Below are 18,835 nucleotides of genomic sequence, written 5' to 3'. Positions count from 1 at the left end.
TAGTTCAATATTGGCCTAACGGAAAACAAAGATGTTTTTAAAATCAGGGAGATATCGATATGGCAAGTTATTATCTAGCTTCAAATCCTAACTTACCTAACAATGGCTGCGATATTCATCGTGTATGTCCCGAAGGGTGTCCCAACCTGCCACCTCCGGTAGAACGCATTAATTTGGGTGATCTGCCGGATAGCAAAACGGCAATTCATGTAGCCAGAAGAAAATTTTATAATCATGCCCATTTAATTGATGGATGTGCACACTGCACCAACTCCACTCCTCACGAAACGCTTAATTAATTAAACCAACTAATTCAAACAGCGGTACAAAAACTTTTCCCAACCTAACTTTTTCCTGATATAAAAATTTTGGTATCTGCCTGCAAAAGATTTATCCTTGCAGGCAGATAACCAAAGGATAATTCATGTCTGAACCCAGAGTCATTCCCACTCCTTCCCCAGATCCCGTTATGAACGATAATTCTAATCAAACCAAAATACTGACGATTGTCATTTATGCACTGCAAGCAGCATCATTTATTGTTGGTTTAACCTTCCTGGTGGCCGTTATCATGAATTACATCAAACGTGATGATGTCCGTGGTACGTGGCTTGAATCACATTTTCGCTGGCAGATCCGTACCTTCTGGTTTTGTCTTTTGTGGGGCTTGATAGGTGCTTTATTGAGTGCTGTTGTTATCGGGGTTTTCATTCTGCTGACCAATGCGGTTTGGGTTATCTACCGTATAGCCAAAGGCTGGATGAATGTGGCCGAAAACAAACCGATGTACACTTAAGATCCATCTGCCATTCGCTGTCATTATGGGAGTTTCTCCAAGGACAGCTTTTGTTTCAAATCAAATGCTGATTTTCATGTTAGGCTTTGCAATCTTTCAACCCTAAACTCATGTATCACTGGACTGTATGACCAAATATCTCACTCTGGCAATGTTGCTCTTATTTAGTTTTTCAACTCAAGCTACACAAACTTTCTCTGACCCGGCATTGAATGGCAAGCCTACACCGGAAGGTGCGGATATTGCTTTGTATGTTGTCGATACTGCAAGTGGCAAGGAAATTTACTCTGAACGTGCTGAACAGTTCCAACAACCTGCCAGTTTGCAGAAAATTATTACCGGTCTCGGAGCTCGCCTGGTTCTGGATAAAGATTTTCGGTTTGAAACCACAATGGAAACGACTGAAAACGATGCCATAATCAACTTCAGTGGTGACCCGACTTTTACTCGTACCCATCTGCGTGTTCTGGTCGAAAAGCTTAAACTCAAACAAACCACTATCGATGGAAATCTCTATTTGAATGGCGGCGCCTTTGATACCTCTGAGCGAGCTGTTGGCTTACCATGGGATATTATGGGCGTCTGTTACAGTGCACCTTCCAGTAGCATTACCATGAATGGTAACTGTATCTACGGAAAAATAGAGGGTACTTCCCCAGCCCCCGTTAAGGGTCTGAAAGCCAGTGGCTCGCCTTATATCAGTATCAGTGCTGACGATATCATCATCCGCGAAGGCCTGGAAAATCAGAATATTGATTGTGATCTCAAGCTGACTGCCGACAATAAAAATCATTTCTCTCTAAACGGTTGCGTGGGCTCACATCGTTTACCGGTAAACTTCCATCTCGCAGTACAAAACACCACCTTATATCTCAAAGAGGTTCTTCAAGAGGAACTGGATCGTGCCGGAATCAGATTACGTGGCAAAATTATCCGTGACGATACCGCAACCGGAACCGTTATTGCCTTGCATCAATCAGAACCGTTGATGAAACTGATCGATTTGATGATGAAACGCTCTGATAACCTGATTGCTGACAATTTGCTTAAAACGATTGGTCGTGTTTATTTCAAACAGCCCGGCAGTTACGAGAATGGCGCAGCCGCTATCAAAGCGGTTCTTAAAGAAAAAGCCGATATTGATTTGTCTCGTGCGATTATCATGGATGGTTCAGGGTTATCACGTAACAATCGTGTCACTGCCAAACAGTTGATGCAGGTCATCCAGTACATCTTCAGCAATAAGGAACTGGGACTGGTTGGAACCCTCCCCGTATCCGGACAATCAGGAACCCTGCGATATCGCAGCAGCCTGGTTAATACCCCACTGAGTGGCAAAGTAACGGCTAAAACCGGATCTATCTATGGTGTTTTCAATCTGGCCGGAAAAATCAATACAAAATCAGGCAAGTCATTGTACTTTGTACAGTTACTTTCAAATTATCATTCAAACAGCGATAACCGCAATGTAGCGCGTAAGCCACTACGCGATTTTGAACGTAGTTTCTATGAAAGGTTATTTAACGAGCATTGATAGGCTTTTATTTGCCCTTCAACCATAAAAAAACCCTCTTTGCTTACACAAAGAGGGTTATTAGTGAATACGGGTTTAACTTACCAGGCTGATTCACCAGTCTCAGGATCATACATTTCATGATGGATTTTGTGGCGGTTGGCAATCAGCTCATCAATTGTTGGTGAACCTGACATCGCACGTTTGATGGCCAGTTTCATGGCTTCGTAATTAGTGCGGTATAAATCCTTGCGATCAACATCCGGATTAGCAGCCGCATCTGGAGCGATCCAAATCATCGCCACGATGCACAAATCATCGGCATGTTCTTTTGGTATTACGCCTTCAATAACACTATCCAATACCGCATCGGCTACTGCCGACTGAACCGGCCCACCAAACAGTTCCACATAACTGCTAGATTTAATGGTGACTTTAGGCACGATCATGGTTGCAGGTTTAACCTGTTGATTGGTGGCACGAATGGCAAACATACGGGTGTGACCTTCTGTCTGCCCCATCAAATTGGCAAATGCCTGGCCTGCCGGACCTTTGGTGCTGCCAATTAAAATTTCCGGCATCGCATCAGTGCCTTGATCTTCACTGGCAAAAACGGTGGCTTCTGCAGTTCTAAACCAAACGGGTTCTGACATTGTTAAACTCCAAATAATTATAAGAAAAAACGCGCCATTCTATGTTGCTGGTATCTGCGCCCGCAAGCAATAATCCAAAAGGTGTAATTGACCGTTATTTATTGAGCACGTTTTTGGTATTAATCACTTTCCATAAATGCTGACGAACGCATCAAAATGACCAGTTTTCAGTACATGTTCAATGCATACTGGGGTAATATTAAGTTTTAAGCTTCCAAAATATTGCATTCGGTGAGCAGAGTCGCTGTTATTTTTAAAATAAAAAACTCTTGCCTAAAGGGATTAACTGTTTGCAAATGTATTACAACGCGCGATATCTCCAGTTTCAAACCCCGTTTTAAACCATTGCATGCGTTGTTGGGAGCTGCCATGGGTAAAAGAGTCAGGGCTAACATAGCCTTGCGATTTTTTTTGCAAGGTATCATCCCCTATTGCACTGGCGGCTCGTAAACCTTCTTCAATATCACCGGTTTCCAGAAGCTGACGTTGATCATTTGCATGATTGGCCCAGATACCTGCAAAACAGTCTGCCTGTAATTCCTGTTTCACTGAGAGTTTGTTGGCTTCTTTTTCATTTAACCGGCTGCGGGCAGTATGAACTTTCTCTGAAATTCCCATCAGAGTCTGAATATGATGTCCTACTTCATGGGCAATTACATAAGCCTGAGCAAAATCACCAGGAGCTTTGAATCGGTTTTTGAGTTGATCGAAGAAATTCAGATCCAGATAAATCTGTTGATCCGCAGGACAATAAAAAGGGCCAATTGCTGACTGAGCCGTTCCACAGGCCGATCGTACCGCTCCTCTGAATAATACCAGACGAGGCTCCTGATACTGCTCATCATTTTCCTGAAAGATACTACTCCACGTCTGCTCGGTATCGGCGAGGATTACTGAAACAAACTCCACCAGTTCCTTTTCTTGCGGCGTTTGATTTAGCGTTTCGGTGGAAACACTGGTGGGTGGACTATCTCCTAGTCCCAGCGCATACAGCATATTGTCTAAATTACCGGTAAACAAACCATATGCAACCACACAGACAATAACTAACAAAGTCCCTTTGAAACCCAGAAATCGAAAAACTAACGGTAATAATCGTAAACCATCACGTCCAACGCCTCCTGCTGTGGAAGTACGCATTGCCCGTTTGTCTTCAATATTGCTGCTTTTGGGTCTGCCCTTCCAACGCATTGTTATAAATCCTTAATTTATACCAGCTGAAATGTCGATGAAATTAACGCTGTGTGGTTCTGCAGACATCATAGTCTTTTCCAGAGGTGAAGCTAAAGGAGTTTAATAAGCGGAAATGGTATTCATTTAAAAGCTTACTTTCTGCCGAAGTATAAATTTTCACGACATATTCACCTGGAAAACGCTACTTTAATTCTAAATTATTCAACGAGTCGGTAATATGCGTAATAGTAAATCTGAGCCAAATTTGAAGCACAGCCCACAATCGAAACGGTTACCTTGCCGAGGCTGCACTGCCGACTGTAAAAATTATGCTTTTTGTGACGGTAAGCCATGGAGACAAAATCAAGCAGGTGTCCAAATGGGATCCAAAATTCATTAATTTAAAAGAAAACCCAATAAACCATTATGATTTATTGGGTCTCGTTGATAAGACAGATCCCGGTGAATTTTCTAGCTGACACTGAGAAATCGGCCAGAAAATTTTTCTTCCTTAAAAACGCTACGATCTCACCCAATCTAGTAATGGTTACCAGCACAAGTTAAAACTATTCGCTTTCACCCATTTCATGGGCAGGATGTTTACCGTTTCCATTCTTATCGTACGCTTTTTTGTCAGGTCTAACCTCACCCTCTTCTCTATCCATTTCGTCGTAATTCATTGTTTCGCCTTGAGTATTTTTGCGTTCAATATCACTACCTTCCATATCATGAGCGGGATGATTAGCTTTCTCATCGTCAGCTTTATTTTTATACGCTTTTTTATCAGGAGTCACCTTGTTTCCATCTCTATCTACTTTATCGTAGGTTTTAGTATCACCTTTTGCATCATGATTACCATGATCATCGGCAAGAACTGGTGTAGCGATGAAAGCTGTAGCAATTGCAGTTGAAAGAAATAGTTGCTTAAACATTTCATTCTCCTTTTTATTTATCGGCATATTTTTTGTTAATTACGAAAAACATCTGAATCCAACAAGAAAAGTGCCGATATTGCTTTCCTTGTAATTAAAACTAACGCAATGGCTATGCCAAATGACTTCTGATTAATTAACCAGCGGATAATAAATTTATTTTTTCTTTATTTTTATAACGTTAGAAAAGAAATCTATAGATTAAATTACAATTTTTTTGACTATTTAAAATGAAATTTTCCTCATTGAGGCATGAATTAATCATGTAATTTTTACAACCTGATCGGAAAAATTTCAGGTCTAGAAAAAGCTTTTCCTTTATATTTACACTGAAATAAACATATAAATTTGTTTTGTGAAATTACACATAAGCACTTGAATTTATGACTGTATTACCCATATCTCAGTCACTTTTAAGATTCATACTGAGAGGTAAACAGCATGCAAATGAGACAGGCAAAACCATTCAGTCATCAGTTCAAAAAAGACTGGGCATTGATGAGCTATTACGAACGGTTTGAACAGATAATCGCTTTGGTTTTATCAGTTGTTATCTCCGTTATTATTCTCATATCGCTATACCAACTGATACGAACTGTATTTGATTTGTTGATAATAGATGCTTTCAATCCACTGGAACATCAGGTGTTTCAAACAGTATTCGGCATGATCATGACATTGCTCATTGCAATGGAATTCAAACATTCCATTGTAAAGGTAGCTTTGCGTCAGGACAGCATTATTCAGGTTAAAACCGTCGTTTTAATTGCATTAATTGCTCTGTCACGTAAATTTGTGATTCTGGATCCAGAGGCCAATAGCCCTGCCAAGATTTCTGCGCTTGCCGGAGCAGCTGTCGCAATGGGAATTGTGTATTGGTTGCTACGGGATCGTGATGACAAGATCGGCAATCACCAGAAGGTTTAAACCCTGTCCTATTCGCCAGTCAGCAGTGCCATCCTGACTTTGCTGGCCAGCTCTTCACGCTTATAGGGTTTAGATAGGAGTAATACCCCTTTATCCAGTCGACCATGGTGAACAATAGAATTTTCGGTATAACCTGAAGTATATAAAACACGTAATGCTGGTCTCAGCTTCAAGGCGTGTTCAGCTATTTTTCGACCATTAAATCCCTCAGGCAAAACCACATCGGTTAATAGCAAATCAATCGACTGCTCGGATTCCAGAATATCCATTGCCTGTTTGCCATCGGCGGCTGACAATACGTCATACCCTAAAGCTTTCAATTGGGTTAGCACATATTCTCTTACCAACGGATCATCTTCAACGACTAAAATAGATTCATGACCAACCTGTAATGTATCGGAATCTTTTTTATTAACGGTCAGCTGGGCGGTTTTATCAATGGCGACCGGCAGGTATAACCTTACTGTTGTTCCCTGCCCGGGCTCAGAGTAGATATTAACGTGTCCGTTACTTTGTTTAATAAAGCCATAAACCATTGCCAGCCCTAAGCCGGTGCCCTTATCTTTTGATTTAGTGGTGTAAAAAGGCTCAAAGACCTTATCAATTTTGTCTGCATCTATCCCACAGCCAGAATCCGAAACGGCAAGCACAACGTAATCTCCCGCAGCGATGTCATGATGATGAGCATATTGTTCCGGTAGATGGGTATTTTCGGCTTCAATGACCAATTGTCCGCCTTTTGGCATTGCATCTTTTGCATTTAAGGCCAGATTAAGCAGAGCATTTTCAAACTGCCCCGCATCGACTAGTACATCCTTTAATGGCTCTTCAGCAATAAACTTGGTGCCAATTTCTTCACCAACAGCACGTTCCAATAAGGGCCACAGCTGATCGATTAGCGGTTTTATCTGTTCTGGTTTAGGGTCAAGCGGCTGTTTACGGGCAAAGGCTAGCAAACTGCGGGTTAACTCCGCACCACGATAGCCGGCTTGTAAAATCATATCCGCTAGCGGTTTCAATCTGCTGGAGTCTTCAAATGATTCTGTAAGGATTTGGGCATTACCAATAACCACTGTTAATAGATTATTGAAATCATGCGCCACCCCCCCAGTTAACTGCCCCACTGCTTCCAGCCGCTGCGATTGGCGCAGCCGATTTTCAAGCTCCATACGTTCAGAAATGTCCTGAAAAGCACCATGAACACCGGTAATGTTGCCTTCGTTGTCACGAAAAGCTTCACCAGAGGTACGAACCCAGACCGGTTCACCGGCAGAATTAAGAATTTGTAATTCCACATCATAGGGGATTCCAGACTGATAACAGTTCTTAAATAATGCCTCGATATGCGGTTGATGATCCGGAATATAAAATGCCAACCTTTCTTCAAATCTGGGGGAATATCCTTCTGGTTTACCATGGATTCTAGCGACCATATTCGACCAATTAATCTGTTTGGTCGACATATCTACAGACCAACCACCAAAGCGTGTGATTCTGCCCGCAATTTCTAATAATTCAGCCTGTTTTTTTAGCTCATTTTGTTGCTGAAGGATTTGTTGATGGAAACGATCCTTTTGATCCAAAAGCCCGTTAAAAGCCATGGATAATTCAGCCATTTCATCTTTGCCAAACACCTCAGCCCGGGCTTTATCGTCATCCTGCGAGATTCTGCTGATAGTATTGATAAGATTTCGGGTCGGCAGAGCAATGCGTTGGTAAATCATATTGAATGCCAATACACATAACACACCAAAGATTAATGTTGACATCATAAAAATAAACAAAATGCGATTAATGTGACTCTCGATAATTTGCTGATTTTCCAGCATTAACTGATCTATAGAGCTCTCAATTGCAATACCATGATCAGCAACCTGGTTGATTAGAAGTCTTGATCTTAATGGTAAGGACAATGGGTTCATCTGTGAGTTATTGATTATCGGATTATTATTCTCCGGCAGATACTGATAAGCATCCTCTACTGATTTAATCAACTGATCGATATGCCGCATCGCTCGGTGGGCATTAAATTTTCCTCGCTCCAGCTCTGAAAGATCGTTCTGGATTGTTCGAGCATCACTCAGAAAAACCTGCCACAGGTGATCGTCCGGTCGGAATATCACTAAATTATCACTGCCAACAGATAATGCATCAATTTTGTTATTTAGCGTTGTAAGCGAATTAAGTTCAAGCCGCATTGTTTCGACCTGATGATAACTCCATACACCTAAAGCGATTAAAAAAACTAATCCCAGCAGACAAGCCGTAATAAAAAAAATAGACGTTTGAACCAGCTTCATCACTGGTTTTCCTCAGAACGTATCATTGGGATTTTTACTAAATAAGGCTGTACTGCTTCTAATGGTTCGGGAGCAAACCAGGAGGTCACATCGATTGGTTTGTCTGCCCCGGGGAAATTATTAAGTTTTGCCCATTGAATATTTTGATGTAATTCTGAAATCAAAGACCAGTTTAAATTTAGCTGATGTAATCCTGGCAGGTAGTTTTGTCCCAGAATAGCATTCTGCCTTACGTCTGTAGTATACAAATCCATTACGACTTCTGTATCAGAGTGGATGAGATTGATGGCATCACCGTATGCCATTAACAATTGCTGACATTGTTGTGGCTTTTGTTCAGCCATTTGCCGACTCGTTATCAGAAGCCATTTTGCGGTATAAACATGACTACCCTCAACTTGTTGAAGCTGATCACCATATTCGGCAATAAAATGATTGGTCCATGGCTGCCAGGTTACAATCGCATCAACCTTCCCATCCATTAATGCCCTACCCAGTTCTGATATGGGTAAGTCAATGATGTCGATTTTTTTTGTATTTACTTGATAAAAAACAGAATAAATCCACCAAAGATATTCAGAATTTGTGCCTTTAACCAAGCCAATTCTTCCTCCCGTCAAATCCGTGACTGTCTGATTTTTTTTACCATTGGAGGTTGTAAGAATTTGATTCATCAGGGTGGAGTGCAAAAGGTTTCCGAGAATTACAGGTTCATTATCCTGTCTTTCATTTTTTGCATTTACCAGTTTATCCAACGTAAAAGCTGTTGGTGATACCAGGGCAAAGTCCACTTTCCCTGCACGCAAAGCTTCAAGACTTTGCTTACCTGAATGATTAAAGCTGACATCAACATCCAGCTGATATTTTTTGAATAACTGATTTTTACTGGCAACAAGGGTCGGTAAATCCCCTAAATAATTCACACCAGCCAATTTCAATGGGAGTTCGTCAGTATTCTCAGAACTACAAGCGACTAAAAATAAGACGAATAATATTAGTACTCTTTTCAGGCCCATCTTATTTTCCGTAATGAGTTCATATGCTTACAGTTATTATTGCGTACACAACGCTAAGAGCTTTAATTTATTTAAGGTATCTCAATAAATTAATCCTAATACTTTTTATACTCTTAAAGTCAAAATCTTGAAATCCCCTACTTATAAAAGCGAAGAAACCGTTCGTGACACATCCTCGGCGCCATGCAATATTTCCGTCATGACTGATGAAACAGCAGTAAGTTGTTCATTACTGTCCAGAGCCCGTTGTTTCACACTATCCATCTTTCGCGTGACTTCATGCGTAAGCTTACGGTTTTGCTTAACAACTTCTTTTATTTCCTCAGTGGACTCGCTGGTTCTCGACGCCAACTTTCTGACTTCATCAGCAACAACTGCAAAGCCCCGCCCCTGCTCACCCGCACGAGCAGCTTCAATGGCTGCATTTAATGCCAACAGATTTGTCTGTTCAGCAATGTCATTAATCGTTGAGACGATATTTTCAATATTTTTAGATTCATTATTCAGCTGTTCGATATTTGCTGAAGTTTCCGATACATCCTGCAGAATCGTGTTTGACATTTGCACGGAGGTATTCAGTAATTCAACACCATTTTTTGCTATTTGTGAGGTTTCCTCCGCAGTGGAAAATGACAGCTCAGCAGCACGCATAACCCTATCGTTGTATTCGATTCTCTGGGTGATATCACTGGCAAACTTGATGACTTTAACGACCTTACCTTGTTCATCAAACACAGGGTTATATGAAGCTTCTAACCAGATTGAATGCCCCGAAGCAGTTTTTCTCTGATATTTATCGGTAAAAAATTTTCCAGAACGGATATCCGACCAGAAACTGGGGTTTTCTTCGTAAAATTGATCAAAACAGAATATGCGATGGTGTTTACCAACCACTTCATTTAAAGAATAACCTACTACCGAAAGGAAATTATCATTAGCCGTTAATATTTCACCGTCTGGCGTAAATTCAATAATCGCCATTGAACGGTTTAAGGCATTAGATGCCGCTTCAAGATCACGCATTTTGTTATGTGAACGCGTCACATCTGAGGCAATTTTAAGAATAGCGGTAACTTTATTGTCTTTGTTGGTAATTGGAAAATATGACGCTTCTAACCATATTGTTTTGTCTGACTTGGTAAGTCTTTTGAACATACCGGATTGTTGTTTGCCTCGTGAGAGTCCGTCCCAGAATATTTTATATTCGGTAGAACGAATATAATCGTCATCGCATAAAACCTGATGATGTTTTCCTATCAGTTCTGACTTTTCATAACCAACAACGGATAAAAAGTTGTCATTTACATCTTCGATAATACCTTTACTATTAAATTGAATAGTCGCTACAGACTCCTGTATTGAATTTATAAGGCTGTAAATTTCATCATATTTAGCAGTTACCTCTGCTAAATCACTTATAAGTTTTTTATTAAACATCTTAAAGTAGCCCACTATTACCGAATAATCTTTATTATTATTTTCAACACAAAATAATCATTACTTTTTTGTGGAATTAAAGCGGATAGAGTGTGAAATTTATGTCAATAGCTGACTGGCTCTCCGGGATTTTTCCATAAATAGCGATCTCACAACCGAATCAATGATCTTTATAAATAAACTAAAACAGTTTGCCCGACACATGAACCTTCAGATCTCTGCTTTATTTCTGGCAAGCCAGGATCCGGCGGTTCCAAAAGTGGCTAAGTGGTTGGGTGTTGCGGTAGTAGCGTATGCATTAAGCCCGATTGATCTTATTCCGGATTTTATTCCGGTTATTGGTTATCTGGACGATTTGATTATTTTGCCTTTAGGAATTTACTTAGCCATCAAGCTGATACCGGAGGCCGTTTGGTCTGACTGTCTGGCTAAAGCTGAGTTACATCCCATTCAATTACCCAAAAATCGTTATGCAGCGGCTGTAATCATTGGCTGTTGGATACTATTTGCAGGCATGTGCAGTTATGCTGTTTGGTTTCTGATATCAAACTAATCAGATGTACAGCATCATCGTGGTCCTAACATATTTTCCGGCTGGATAAGTTCATCGAATGCTACTGCAGTGATCAAACCAGAGCGAACAGCCTCTTCCCGTAAAGTAGTGCCATGAGAATGCGCCTGTTGTGCAATCAAACTGGCGTTGTCATAACCGATTACCGGTGATAGGACCGTAACCAGCATCAGTGAGTTATTTAAAAACGCTTCGATTTGTGGCCGATCCGGCTCCAGCCCACGCAGACAATATTCCGTAAAACTGTTGATGACATCTTTCAATAATCTGATGGATTGTAACAATGAATAGATCATCAATGGTTTATAGGTATTCAGTTCTAATTGCCCCTGAGCACCAGCAAAGGTTATCGTTAGATGGTTTCCCATCACCTGGGCACATACCATCAGCATACTTTCACATTGGGTGGGATTCACTTTGCCCGGCATGATTGAGGAACCCGGCTCATTTTCGGGTAAATGCAGTTCGCCAATACCGCAGCGAGGGCCTGAACCCAATAATCGGGTATCAGCCGCTATTTTGTTCAGACTAACCGCCAGAGTGTTTAAAACACCCGACACATTGACCAGACCATCGTGAGCAGCCTGCAGCGAGAGCCTGTTGTCACTGGCAGTAAAAGGTAAGTCGGTATATTCGCTTAACTGTCTGGCAAAGTTTTCAGCAAATTTGGCTGAACTATTCAGTCCTGTTCCCACGGCTGTTCCACCTTGAGGAATAGCATAAAGTTCAGCTGTAGCCTGCTTCAACCGATCAATATTATTTTGTAATTGAGTCGCATAGGCCGAAAACTGCTGCCCCAAAGTTAATGGCGTAGCATCCTGCAGATGCGTTCGGCCGATTTTTATTATGGATTGCCATTGTTTCGAATGTTCGGCCATCACCTGCTGCATCTGTATCAGTGCCGGTAACAGCTGATATTGAATTTGCTCTAGCGTAGCAATATGCATTGCTGTCGAAAAACTATCGTTGGTGGATTGCCCCATATTGCAGTGATCATTGGGGTGCACCTGAATCGTCGAATTCAATCTCTGTGTCGCCAGATTGGCAATCACTTCATTCGCATTCATATGGGTTTGCGTACCCGAACCGGATTGCCAGATGGTTATTGGAAACTGCTGATCATGCTCGCCGTTGATCACTGCGAGGCTAGCCTCAGCTATTGCCAGACCAATCTGTTTTTCCAATTGCAGGCAATCAACATTCGCTAGGGCCGCACAGTGTTTCACTAACCCCAAGGCACGAATAAACTCACGAGGAAAGGTTTCACCACCAATGGCAAAATGTTTCATGGCCACCTGTGTTTGATGGCCCCAAAGTTCTTCAGCAGACATATAAACCAATCAGCTTTAACGCTTACTGCCGTAACTGAACATTAAGCTGATCAACTACCTCAGCCCAATCAGAATCAGAGGCTAGACATTCTTTAATAAAAGCTGATTGAGAGGGTGACCAGAAACTGGCATTTTCCAGTTTTTCATTTTCCTGCAGCGTATGGCTAGCCATAAATTGCTCAATGGCTGCTTCATTGCTTTCCAAACCCAGCTGCATAAAAAGATTTACCATCGTGTGTTGCGATGTATCCATAACAAAAACCTCGATTTTCAATGTTGTTCAAAGAGTTGACTGGAATTGAAGCGAGATAATTCATCAGAATTTGGCAAAAATCCTCACGCTACTTTATATGTTATATAGCAATCCTCATAAAGTTAATCGATTAACGTCAGCCATTCTTGGTAACTTGGCTTCGCCTGAGCATGTAAACCGGCCGTTCTAAACGCTTTTTCACTATCAATAATTTTGCCGTTATGCTCAAAAATATTATCATCAGCGTATAGTTGCGCCCATGTTTCAAGGTCCTGCGTTAACGTCTTCATTTTCATCCTTTCACTATCTTCGTGGAAAAATTCTATTATGTTATTTTGTTGCCAATTAATCGGTGATGATATTAGTGAGAGGATGTTTAATTTTTATGAATAATGGCTGTTCTGACCTCAATGTGTGAGCTTGCTCACATTTATTTCTCAAAGGAATGTTTGCATCATTTTTCATTTATCGGTGCCAACCAATGAACACCGCCAAGTTTACGTTGTTGTTGTAAATTCCACTGAGCACGTTGATACAGATGTTGTGCAGGTTTTGCTGGATGATACTTTATCGGGCTGGGCAAGGATGATGCCAGTAATGCCGCCTGTATTGGAGTCAGTTTCATTGCTGAGCGACCAAAGTGATATTGACTGGCGGCTTCCAGCCCAAACACCCCAGGCCCCCACTCCGCAATATTCAGATAAATCTCAAGAATTCGCTGTTTGCTCCAGCTGAGTTCAATCAGCAAGGTAAACCAGACTTCCAGACCTTTTCTGAACCAGCTGCGGCCAGTCCATAAATACATGTTTTTTGCCACCTGCTGACTGATGGTGCTGGCACCACGCAAGCCACCCCGGCGCTCTCGTTCTTTGAACGCCTGCTGAATCGCCTTAAGGTCAAACCCACTGTGTAACGGAAATTTCTGATCCTCAGAAGTCACGACAGCTAAAGCCGCATGTTTGGGTATCTCATCCCAACTGAGCCAGGTCTTGCGGAGTTGAAAGTCTTCAGTTGACGTTATCCAGCGGTCTGCCATCACCATGGTTATCGGTGGATTTATCCAGCGAAAAGGTAATACCAACAATGCACTCAACAGGACAAACGCCAATATCGTTAGCAGCAATAACTTTAAGAGAAAACGATATATTCGATGCACAGTTATTCCTAAGCAAAACAGGCATCCTCAGGATGCAAATCTGCACATAATGGGACGTTTGTTTGAGTCATGCAAGCTACTGTAAGCCAATACAAATTGACTCTCAGCTTATTCCAGCCTTCTTAATAACAACATAGGCGAAACGGTTAATACAGGTGTTAATTGCCAGCGTCCAAGTATGGCAAGAATCACTGCACTGAAAAAAGGCAGGCTTAACACAACTGGCCAATGCCAGCGAAATTCGCCATCAAACATACGATTTTGTAATGCCCACACGGCAACTTCAGCTGCCAGTACACCCAGAATACCGGCCAGAAAACCAATCAATGCAAACTCAATCGTTGTGGCTTTGACCAGTAATTTCTGTTGGCCACCCAGGGTACGTAATAAGGCGCCCTCACGCTGCCGCGCCGACATCGTTGCACTGACAACGGCTACCATCACAGCAATCGCTGCCAGTAAAATCATCAGTAATATCGCTTCTACCGCCTGTGTTACCTGACGAATAATTTGCTGGATACGTTCGATAATATGATCAATCTCCAGCACTGAAATGGTGGGAAACTGTCGCACAAAATCATTTAGTAACGCTTTATCCTGTTCAGCAAGGTAGAAGCTCGTCAGCGAGGTACTGGGTAATCCATCTATGGTGCCATTGGGCGGAAAGATGATGAAAAAGTTGGGCCGCATGCTGTCCCATTGCACACTGCGAATACTGGTGATGGTTGTGCTCACCTTTTCAGCCCCAACCGTAAAGCTCAGTTCATCACCCACCTCGACCCCAAGTGACTCAGCCAGTGATTGTTCAATCGATAGCCCTGTTGTTTCACCCGGCTTAAACCATTGCCCGGTAACGATTTGATTATCCTCTGGATAAGAATTTGATGTTGTCAGATTTAATTCACGACGCAATTCATCATCATCCTTATTTAACGCAACTTCCTGTGCAGGTTGCGCATTAATCTCTGTCAGTCTGCCACGAACAATAGGATATAGAGGACTGCGGTTTATCTGATGCTGTGAGAAAAAAGCTTCTACCTCATCAACTGATTCCGGTGCAATATTCAGCAGAAAATGATTTGGCGCATCCTCCGGTAACTGTGCCTGCCAGTCAGCCAGTAACGATGATCGCACCAGAACTAACGTAGCAGCCAGCATAATAGTCATCGAAAATACCGACATTTGTGACAAGGTCGCATTACGATGTCGATACAACGCAATCACCGCCAATCGCCAACCACCTTTTCCGGCTGGAAATCTGCGTAATAGCCAGATTAGCCCAGCACCGGCAACTGCCAGTGAAATAACTAACGCAACAACTGCCCCGAGTAATGCTGTTACCAGCTTGATATCATTGACATACACCCATAACAAACCAAAAATCACTAAGACAGCCAGCAACAAATCTTTGACTAAAGCGGCCTTGTCATTAGTTGGTAAACTACGAAACACTCGCATTGCCGGTGTATTACGTAAACGATCAATCGGTGGGAAGGCAAAGGCAAATAAAGCGGCTAAGGCAGTTAACACAGCTGGCCAAAGTTGCCAGAAATCCACTTCAAATTGTAACGGCTGGTCCATTAACTGTGCGGCCAGTGAAGCCAACAGCCAGGCAGCAGGTATGGCAAGCATTAAGCCAATAACAGTAGCCATCAGGCCCCATACAACTAAGCGCGATAAATATAATTTACGAATGCGTTTGCCAGTCAGTCCCATGGTTTTTAGTAACGCCACGCGATCCCGCTGGCTTAGGGCATATTGACGGCTGGCAACAGCTATTGCCACGACTGCAAGCAACACAGCCAGACTTCCGCCAAGTAATAAAAAGCCCTTTGCTTTTTCTAAAGATTCCCCCAGAGTTTCGCCTTGCCGAACATCCACCCAGCGGTAATTATCTGTTAAGCGTGATTCCAGCCATGCTTCAAAATCAGCCAGTTCGGTCGCACTACCGGCAAATAAACCACGATGCCGAACACGACTCCCAGGTTGTATTACCTCCGTTGCAGCCACATCATCCACATGCATCATCACCCTTGGTGCGAGAGAAGAAAGCCGAAAGCCACCATCCGGTTCACGCATAATCACGCCGGTCACTTCAAGGGAAGTGGCGCCAATTTCCAGCGCATCACCAGGCCGTAATTCCAATAAACGCATAAGCCGGGGGTTCAACCAGACTTCGCCGGGTTGAGGCCCAGAGGATGAATCTTGTCTCGGACTCTCCAGATCGGCTTGCCATTCAATTTCACCACGAAGTGGATAGGCATTATCAATCGCTTTGACGGCAACCAGTTGAAATTGGCTTTCGTTGGAAACCATAGTGCCAAACTCAATCATTCGGCCAACTTGAAGACCTTGCTTTTCTGCCTCTGCATACCAGGCATCTGGAATGGGAGCATTGGTTCGGCTATTTAACTGACGATCTGCCGCCAAAAAAGCACTGGCCGATGTCATTAATGTTCTTTGCAGATGCTCTGCAAAGGCATTTATGGTTGCCACAGTTGCCACAGCAATGATCATCGCCATTAACATGACTTTTACATTTCGCTCACGTAAATCCTGGGTGAACGAAATCACTTTAGCCGTTACGTTCATGCAGATAACACCTCTGCATTTTTTTCTGTTTTTTCATGCAGCACGCCTGCCTCAATAATGAAATATCGCTGACATCGCTCTGCCAGCTGTTGATCATGCGTCACCATCACCAGCGTTGTACCGTGCTCACTGTTCAGATTCATTAATAATTCAGTAATCGCCTCACCAGTTCGGGTGTCCAGATTACCGGTAGGTTCGTCTGCAAATAACACTTGAGGATTCACAGCAAAGGCTCTGGCGATGGCTACCCGTTGTTGTTCACCACCCGATAATTGTCGGGGGGTATGTTGCATCCGCTCGCCCAAACCGACCCGCTTAAGCAAGCTCTCTGCCTTTGACTTTACATTAGGTAGGCCAGCTAACTCTATGGGTAACATCACATTTTCAAGCGCAGATAATGTGGGTAACAATTGAAAAGACTGAAACACAAAGCCGACCCGTTGTGAACGCAAGCTGGCACGTTCATCTTCAGACAAAGCACTGATAAGATGTCCATCAAGACTTACTGTTCCACTGATCGGTAAATCCAGTCCTGCCAGTAACCCCAGTAATGTGGTTTTACCTGAACCGGAACGCCCGACAATGGCTGCAGACTCGCCTTTACGAATGTCCATATTGACTTGTTGTAAAATCGACAGTTTATCGGTGCCCAAATCAACCGAATGTGACAGATTTTGTACCTGTATCATGAAGTCTTTTGACGGAACCGGTTGTCTATCTGTGGACATACTTTCCTCACATAATTAATTGGCGGTTATGAAAACCTTATTACCTACACAAACATTGTTTATCTGGCTGTTTTTGGTTCTAGTCAGTTTCCAGTCACAAGCTGCTGAACCCCAGCGAAAAAACCTGTTAATTGTTGGCGACAGTCTCAGTGCAGCCTATGGCATCGACAGTGATGCCGCCTGGGTCGAGTTACTCAAAGAGCGCCTTGAACAGGAAACACCCGAAACCTGGAATGTAGCCAATGCCAGTATCAGTGGCGAAACAACCGACGGTGGTTTACGCAGATTACCGGATTTGCTGGACAATCATGATCCCGCTATCGTTGTGATTGAGTTGGGCGGTAATGACGGGTTACGCGGTTTCCCACCCGATGTCATTCGAACTAATCTGGCCAAAATGATTCAGTTATCCCAACAGCATGGTGCCGAAGTATTATTGGTAGGCATCGAAATTCCACCTAATTATGGTCAACCTTATACCACAGCGTTTGCCAATGTTTTTTCCAGTCTTGCAGAAGAATATAATCTCGCATTCCTGCCCTTTTTCCTTGCTGATGTATATGATGGCGAGGCCATGATGCAGGCTGATGGAATCCATCCTACGGCAAAAGCTCAGCCACAGTTACTCGACAATATCTGGACCGAATTACTGGCATTACTTGAATAGCATGTAATCACTAATTTCCTTAAACGCATTATCAGACCTCATCAACAGACAATTGTTGCCTGATGAACCGATTAATTATGTACTTTCAAAAATACAAGATTACAGATGATTAAAGCCATCATTTTTGATATGGACGGCGTTTTGATTGATTCCGAGGAAATATGGGATCACGCTGAAAAAACCGTTTTTTCCAGTTATGGCATTTCGGTTACGGAAACGGATCAGTTACTGACTCGCAATATGAATATGTTGGAAGTTTCTAAGTATTGGTCAGCAAAAGCGCACAGACCATTTTCACTGGAAACCTCGCAGCAGCAAGTCATTGAACACGTCTGTCAGCAAATCCAAAAAAAGCCCCTTGCCATGCAAGGTGCACTCAACTTACTGAAACACATTCAGCTCAGCAATCTACCAATCGGACTGGCCACCAATGCACCAAAACAGGTTTGTAGTACAGTGCTGAGTTGTCTGGAAATCGAAACCTTTTTCAACTCGATTCAAACTGCCGATGATGTGGAAAACACCAAACCTCATCCGGAAATTTATTTGAAAAGTGCAGAAAACCTACAAGTGGAACCACATCATTGCCTGGTATTTGAGGACTCCCCTACCGGCGTCAAAGCGGCCCATGAAGCGGGTATGCAGGTTATCTATGTAAACCCAAGGCGAATGGCTGATGCTTCGATCCTTACTATTATTCGCTCTGCATTAAATTCACTTGACCAGTTTTCCTGGTCTGATCAACAGTTTTTTGGCTTGGAAAACGCATAAAAAGTACTAAAGACTGGGA

General features: G+C 42.6%; 17 protein-coding genes and 2 pseudogenes. 6 read left to right on the top strand and 13 right to left on the bottom strand.

Annotated elements, in window-relative coordinates; genetic code table 11:
• The first annotated feature begins 424 nt into the window (after window positions 1-424).
• Together Q7A_RS08585 and dacB are read left to right on the top strand one after the other, a co-directional pair.
• Window positions 425-796 (top strand): DUF4870 family protein, encoded by a 372-nt coding sequence (locus Q7A_RS08585; RefSeq protein ID WP_014706959.1) that lies wholly within the window; start codon window positions 425-427, stop codon window positions 794-796.
• Window positions 797-923: 127 nt separating this feature from the next.
• Window positions 924-2,330, top strand: coding sequence for a D-alanyl-D-alanine carboxypeptidase/D-alanyl-D-alanine endopeptidase (gene dacB, locus Q7A_RS08580; protein ID WP_014706958.1), 1,407 nt, complete (start codon window positions 924-926; stop codon window positions 2,328-2,330).
• 80 nt (window positions 2,331-2,410) lie between these two features.
• Here the strand turns inward: dacB and fae are convergent, their stop codons facing one another.
• The 3 genes from fae to Q7A_RS08565 form a co-directional block, all read right to left on the bottom strand.
• Entirely contained in the window at window positions 2,411-2,962 is a 552-nt protein-coding gene (fae, locus tag Q7A_RS08575; RefSeq protein ID WP_014706957.1) for a formaldehyde-activating enzyme, read from the bottom strand.
• A 282-nt stretch (window positions 2,963-3,244) separates the two neighbouring features.
• Window positions 3,245-4,153, bottom strand: a complete 909-nt coding sequence (gene ypfJ / locus Q7A_RS08570) for a KPN_02809 family neutral zinc metallopeptidase (RefSeq protein WP_014706956.1) — start codon at window positions 4,151-4,153, stop codon at window positions 3,245-3,247.
• 548 nt (window positions 4,154-4,701) lie between these two features.
• Entirely contained in the window at window positions 4,702-5,067 is a 366-nt protein-coding gene (locus Q7A_RS08565) for a hypothetical protein (RefSeq protein ID WP_014706954.1), read from the bottom strand.
• Window positions 5,068-5,508: 441 nt separating this feature from the next.
• On the opposite strand from Q7A_RS08565, the gene Q7A_RS08560 reads away from it, so the two are divergent.
• Complete coding sequence (locus Q7A_RS08560) at window positions 5,509-5,994, top strand: phosphate-starvation-inducible PsiE family protein (RefSeq protein WP_014706953.1); 486 nt, start codon at window positions 5,509-5,511, stop codon at window positions 5,992-5,994.
• Between the two features lie 8 nt (window positions 5,995-6,002).
• Here the strand turns inward: Q7A_RS08560 and Q7A_RS08555 are convergent, their stop codons facing one another.
• From Q7A_RS08555 to Q7A_RS15735, 4 genes and pseudogenes are all read right to left on the bottom strand, one after another.
• Entirely contained in the window at window positions 6,003-8,294 is a 2,292-nt protein-coding gene (locus Q7A_RS08555; protein WP_089418522.1) for an ATP-binding protein, read from the bottom strand.
• A complete protein-coding gene (locus Q7A_RS08550) occupies window positions 8,294-9,310 on the bottom strand; it encodes an ABC transporter substrate-binding protein (RefSeq protein ID WP_041354469.1) in 1,017 nt (338 codons plus the stop codon). The genes Q7A_RS08555 and Q7A_RS08550 overlap by 1 nt, the downstream gene beginning before the upstream one ends.
• A 141-nt stretch (window positions 9,311-9,451) precedes the next feature.
• A pseudogene (locus tag Q7A_RS15740) lies at window positions 9,452-9,826 on the bottom strand (methyl-accepting chemotaxis protein); the annotation flags it as partial.
• Window positions 9,827-9,982: 156 nt separating this feature from the next.
• Window positions 9,983-10,747, bottom strand: a pseudogene (locus tag Q7A_RS15735) (PAS domain-containing protein); the annotation flags it as partial.
• 202 nt (window positions 10,748-10,949) lie between these two features.
• Here Q7A_RS15735 and Q7A_RS08540 point away from each other — a divergent pair.
• Window positions 10,950-11,300 (top strand): YkvA family protein, encoded by a 351-nt coding sequence (locus tag Q7A_RS08540; RefSeq protein WP_014706949.1) that lies wholly within the window; start codon window positions 10,950-10,952, stop codon window positions 11,298-11,300.
• A 14-nt stretch (window positions 11,301-11,314) separates the two neighbouring features.
• Here the strand turns inward: Q7A_RS08540 and Q7A_RS08535 are convergent, their stop codons facing one another.
• From Q7A_RS08535 to Q7A_RS08515, 6 genes are all read right to left on the bottom strand, one after another.
• Window positions 11,315-12,649 (bottom strand): class II fumarate hydratase, encoded by a 1,335-nt coding sequence (locus tag Q7A_RS08535; protein WP_014706948.1) that lies wholly within the window; start codon window positions 12,647-12,649, stop codon window positions 11,315-11,317.
• A gap of 22 nt (window positions 12,650-12,671) precedes the next feature.
• Complete coding sequence (locus tag Q7A_RS08530; protein ID WP_041354467.1) at window positions 12,672-12,902, bottom strand: DUF2789 domain-containing protein; 231 nt, start codon at window positions 12,900-12,902, stop codon at window positions 12,672-12,674.
• Window positions 12,903-13,024: 122 nt separating this feature from the next.
• Window positions 13,025-13,192 (bottom strand): hypothetical protein, encoded by a 168-nt coding sequence (locus Q7A_RS15200; RefSeq protein WP_014706946.1) that lies wholly within the window; start codon window positions 13,190-13,192, stop codon window positions 13,025-13,027.
• Window positions 13,193-13,356: 164 nt separating this feature from the next.
• A complete protein-coding gene (gene mtgA, locus Q7A_RS08525; RefSeq protein ID WP_014706945.1) occupies window positions 13,357-14,058 on the bottom strand; it encodes a monofunctional biosynthetic peptidoglycan transglycosylase in 702 nt (233 codons plus the stop codon).
• A gap of 108 nt (window positions 14,059-14,166) precedes the next feature.
• A complete protein-coding gene (locus Q7A_RS08520) occupies window positions 14,167-16,650 on the bottom strand; it encodes an ABC transporter permease (protein WP_014706944.1) in 2,484 nt (827 codons plus the stop codon).
• Window positions 16,647-17,378 (bottom strand): ABC transporter ATP-binding protein, encoded by a 732-nt coding sequence (locus tag Q7A_RS08515; protein WP_014706943.1) that lies wholly within the window; start codon window positions 17,376-17,378, stop codon window positions 16,647-16,649. Before Q7A_RS08515 ends, Q7A_RS08520 begins: the two co-directional genes overlap by 4 nt.
• 28 nt (window positions 17,379-17,406) lie before the next feature.
• Between Q7A_RS08515 and Q7A_RS08510 the strand changes: the two genes are divergently transcribed.
• Both Q7A_RS08510 and Q7A_RS08505 read left to right on the top strand, forming a co-directional pair.
• Window positions 17,407-18,045 carry an arylesterase gene (locus tag Q7A_RS08510; RefSeq protein ID WP_014706942.1) on the top strand — a complete coding sequence of 213 codons (639 nt, stop codon included), beginning with the start codon at window positions 17,407-17,409 and terminating at the stop codon, window positions 18,043-18,045.
• Window positions 18,046-18,150: 105 nt separating this feature from the next.
• The gene (locus Q7A_RS08505; RefSeq protein WP_014706941.1) at window positions 18,151-18,816 is read left to right on the top strand and encodes an HAD family hydrolase; all 666 of its coding nucleotides are present in this window, start codon (window positions 18,151-18,153) and stop codon (window positions 18,814-18,816) included.
• Window positions 18,817-18,835: the final 19 nt, after the last annotated feature.

It is taken from the genome of Methylophaga nitratireducenticrescens, from assembly GCF_000260985.4.
Classification (GTDB): domain Bacteria; phylum Pseudomonadota; class Gammaproteobacteria; order Nitrosococcales; family Methylophagaceae; genus Methylophaga; species Methylophaga nitratireducenticrescens.
This window is presented reverse-complemented; position numbering and strand designations above follow the sequence as displayed.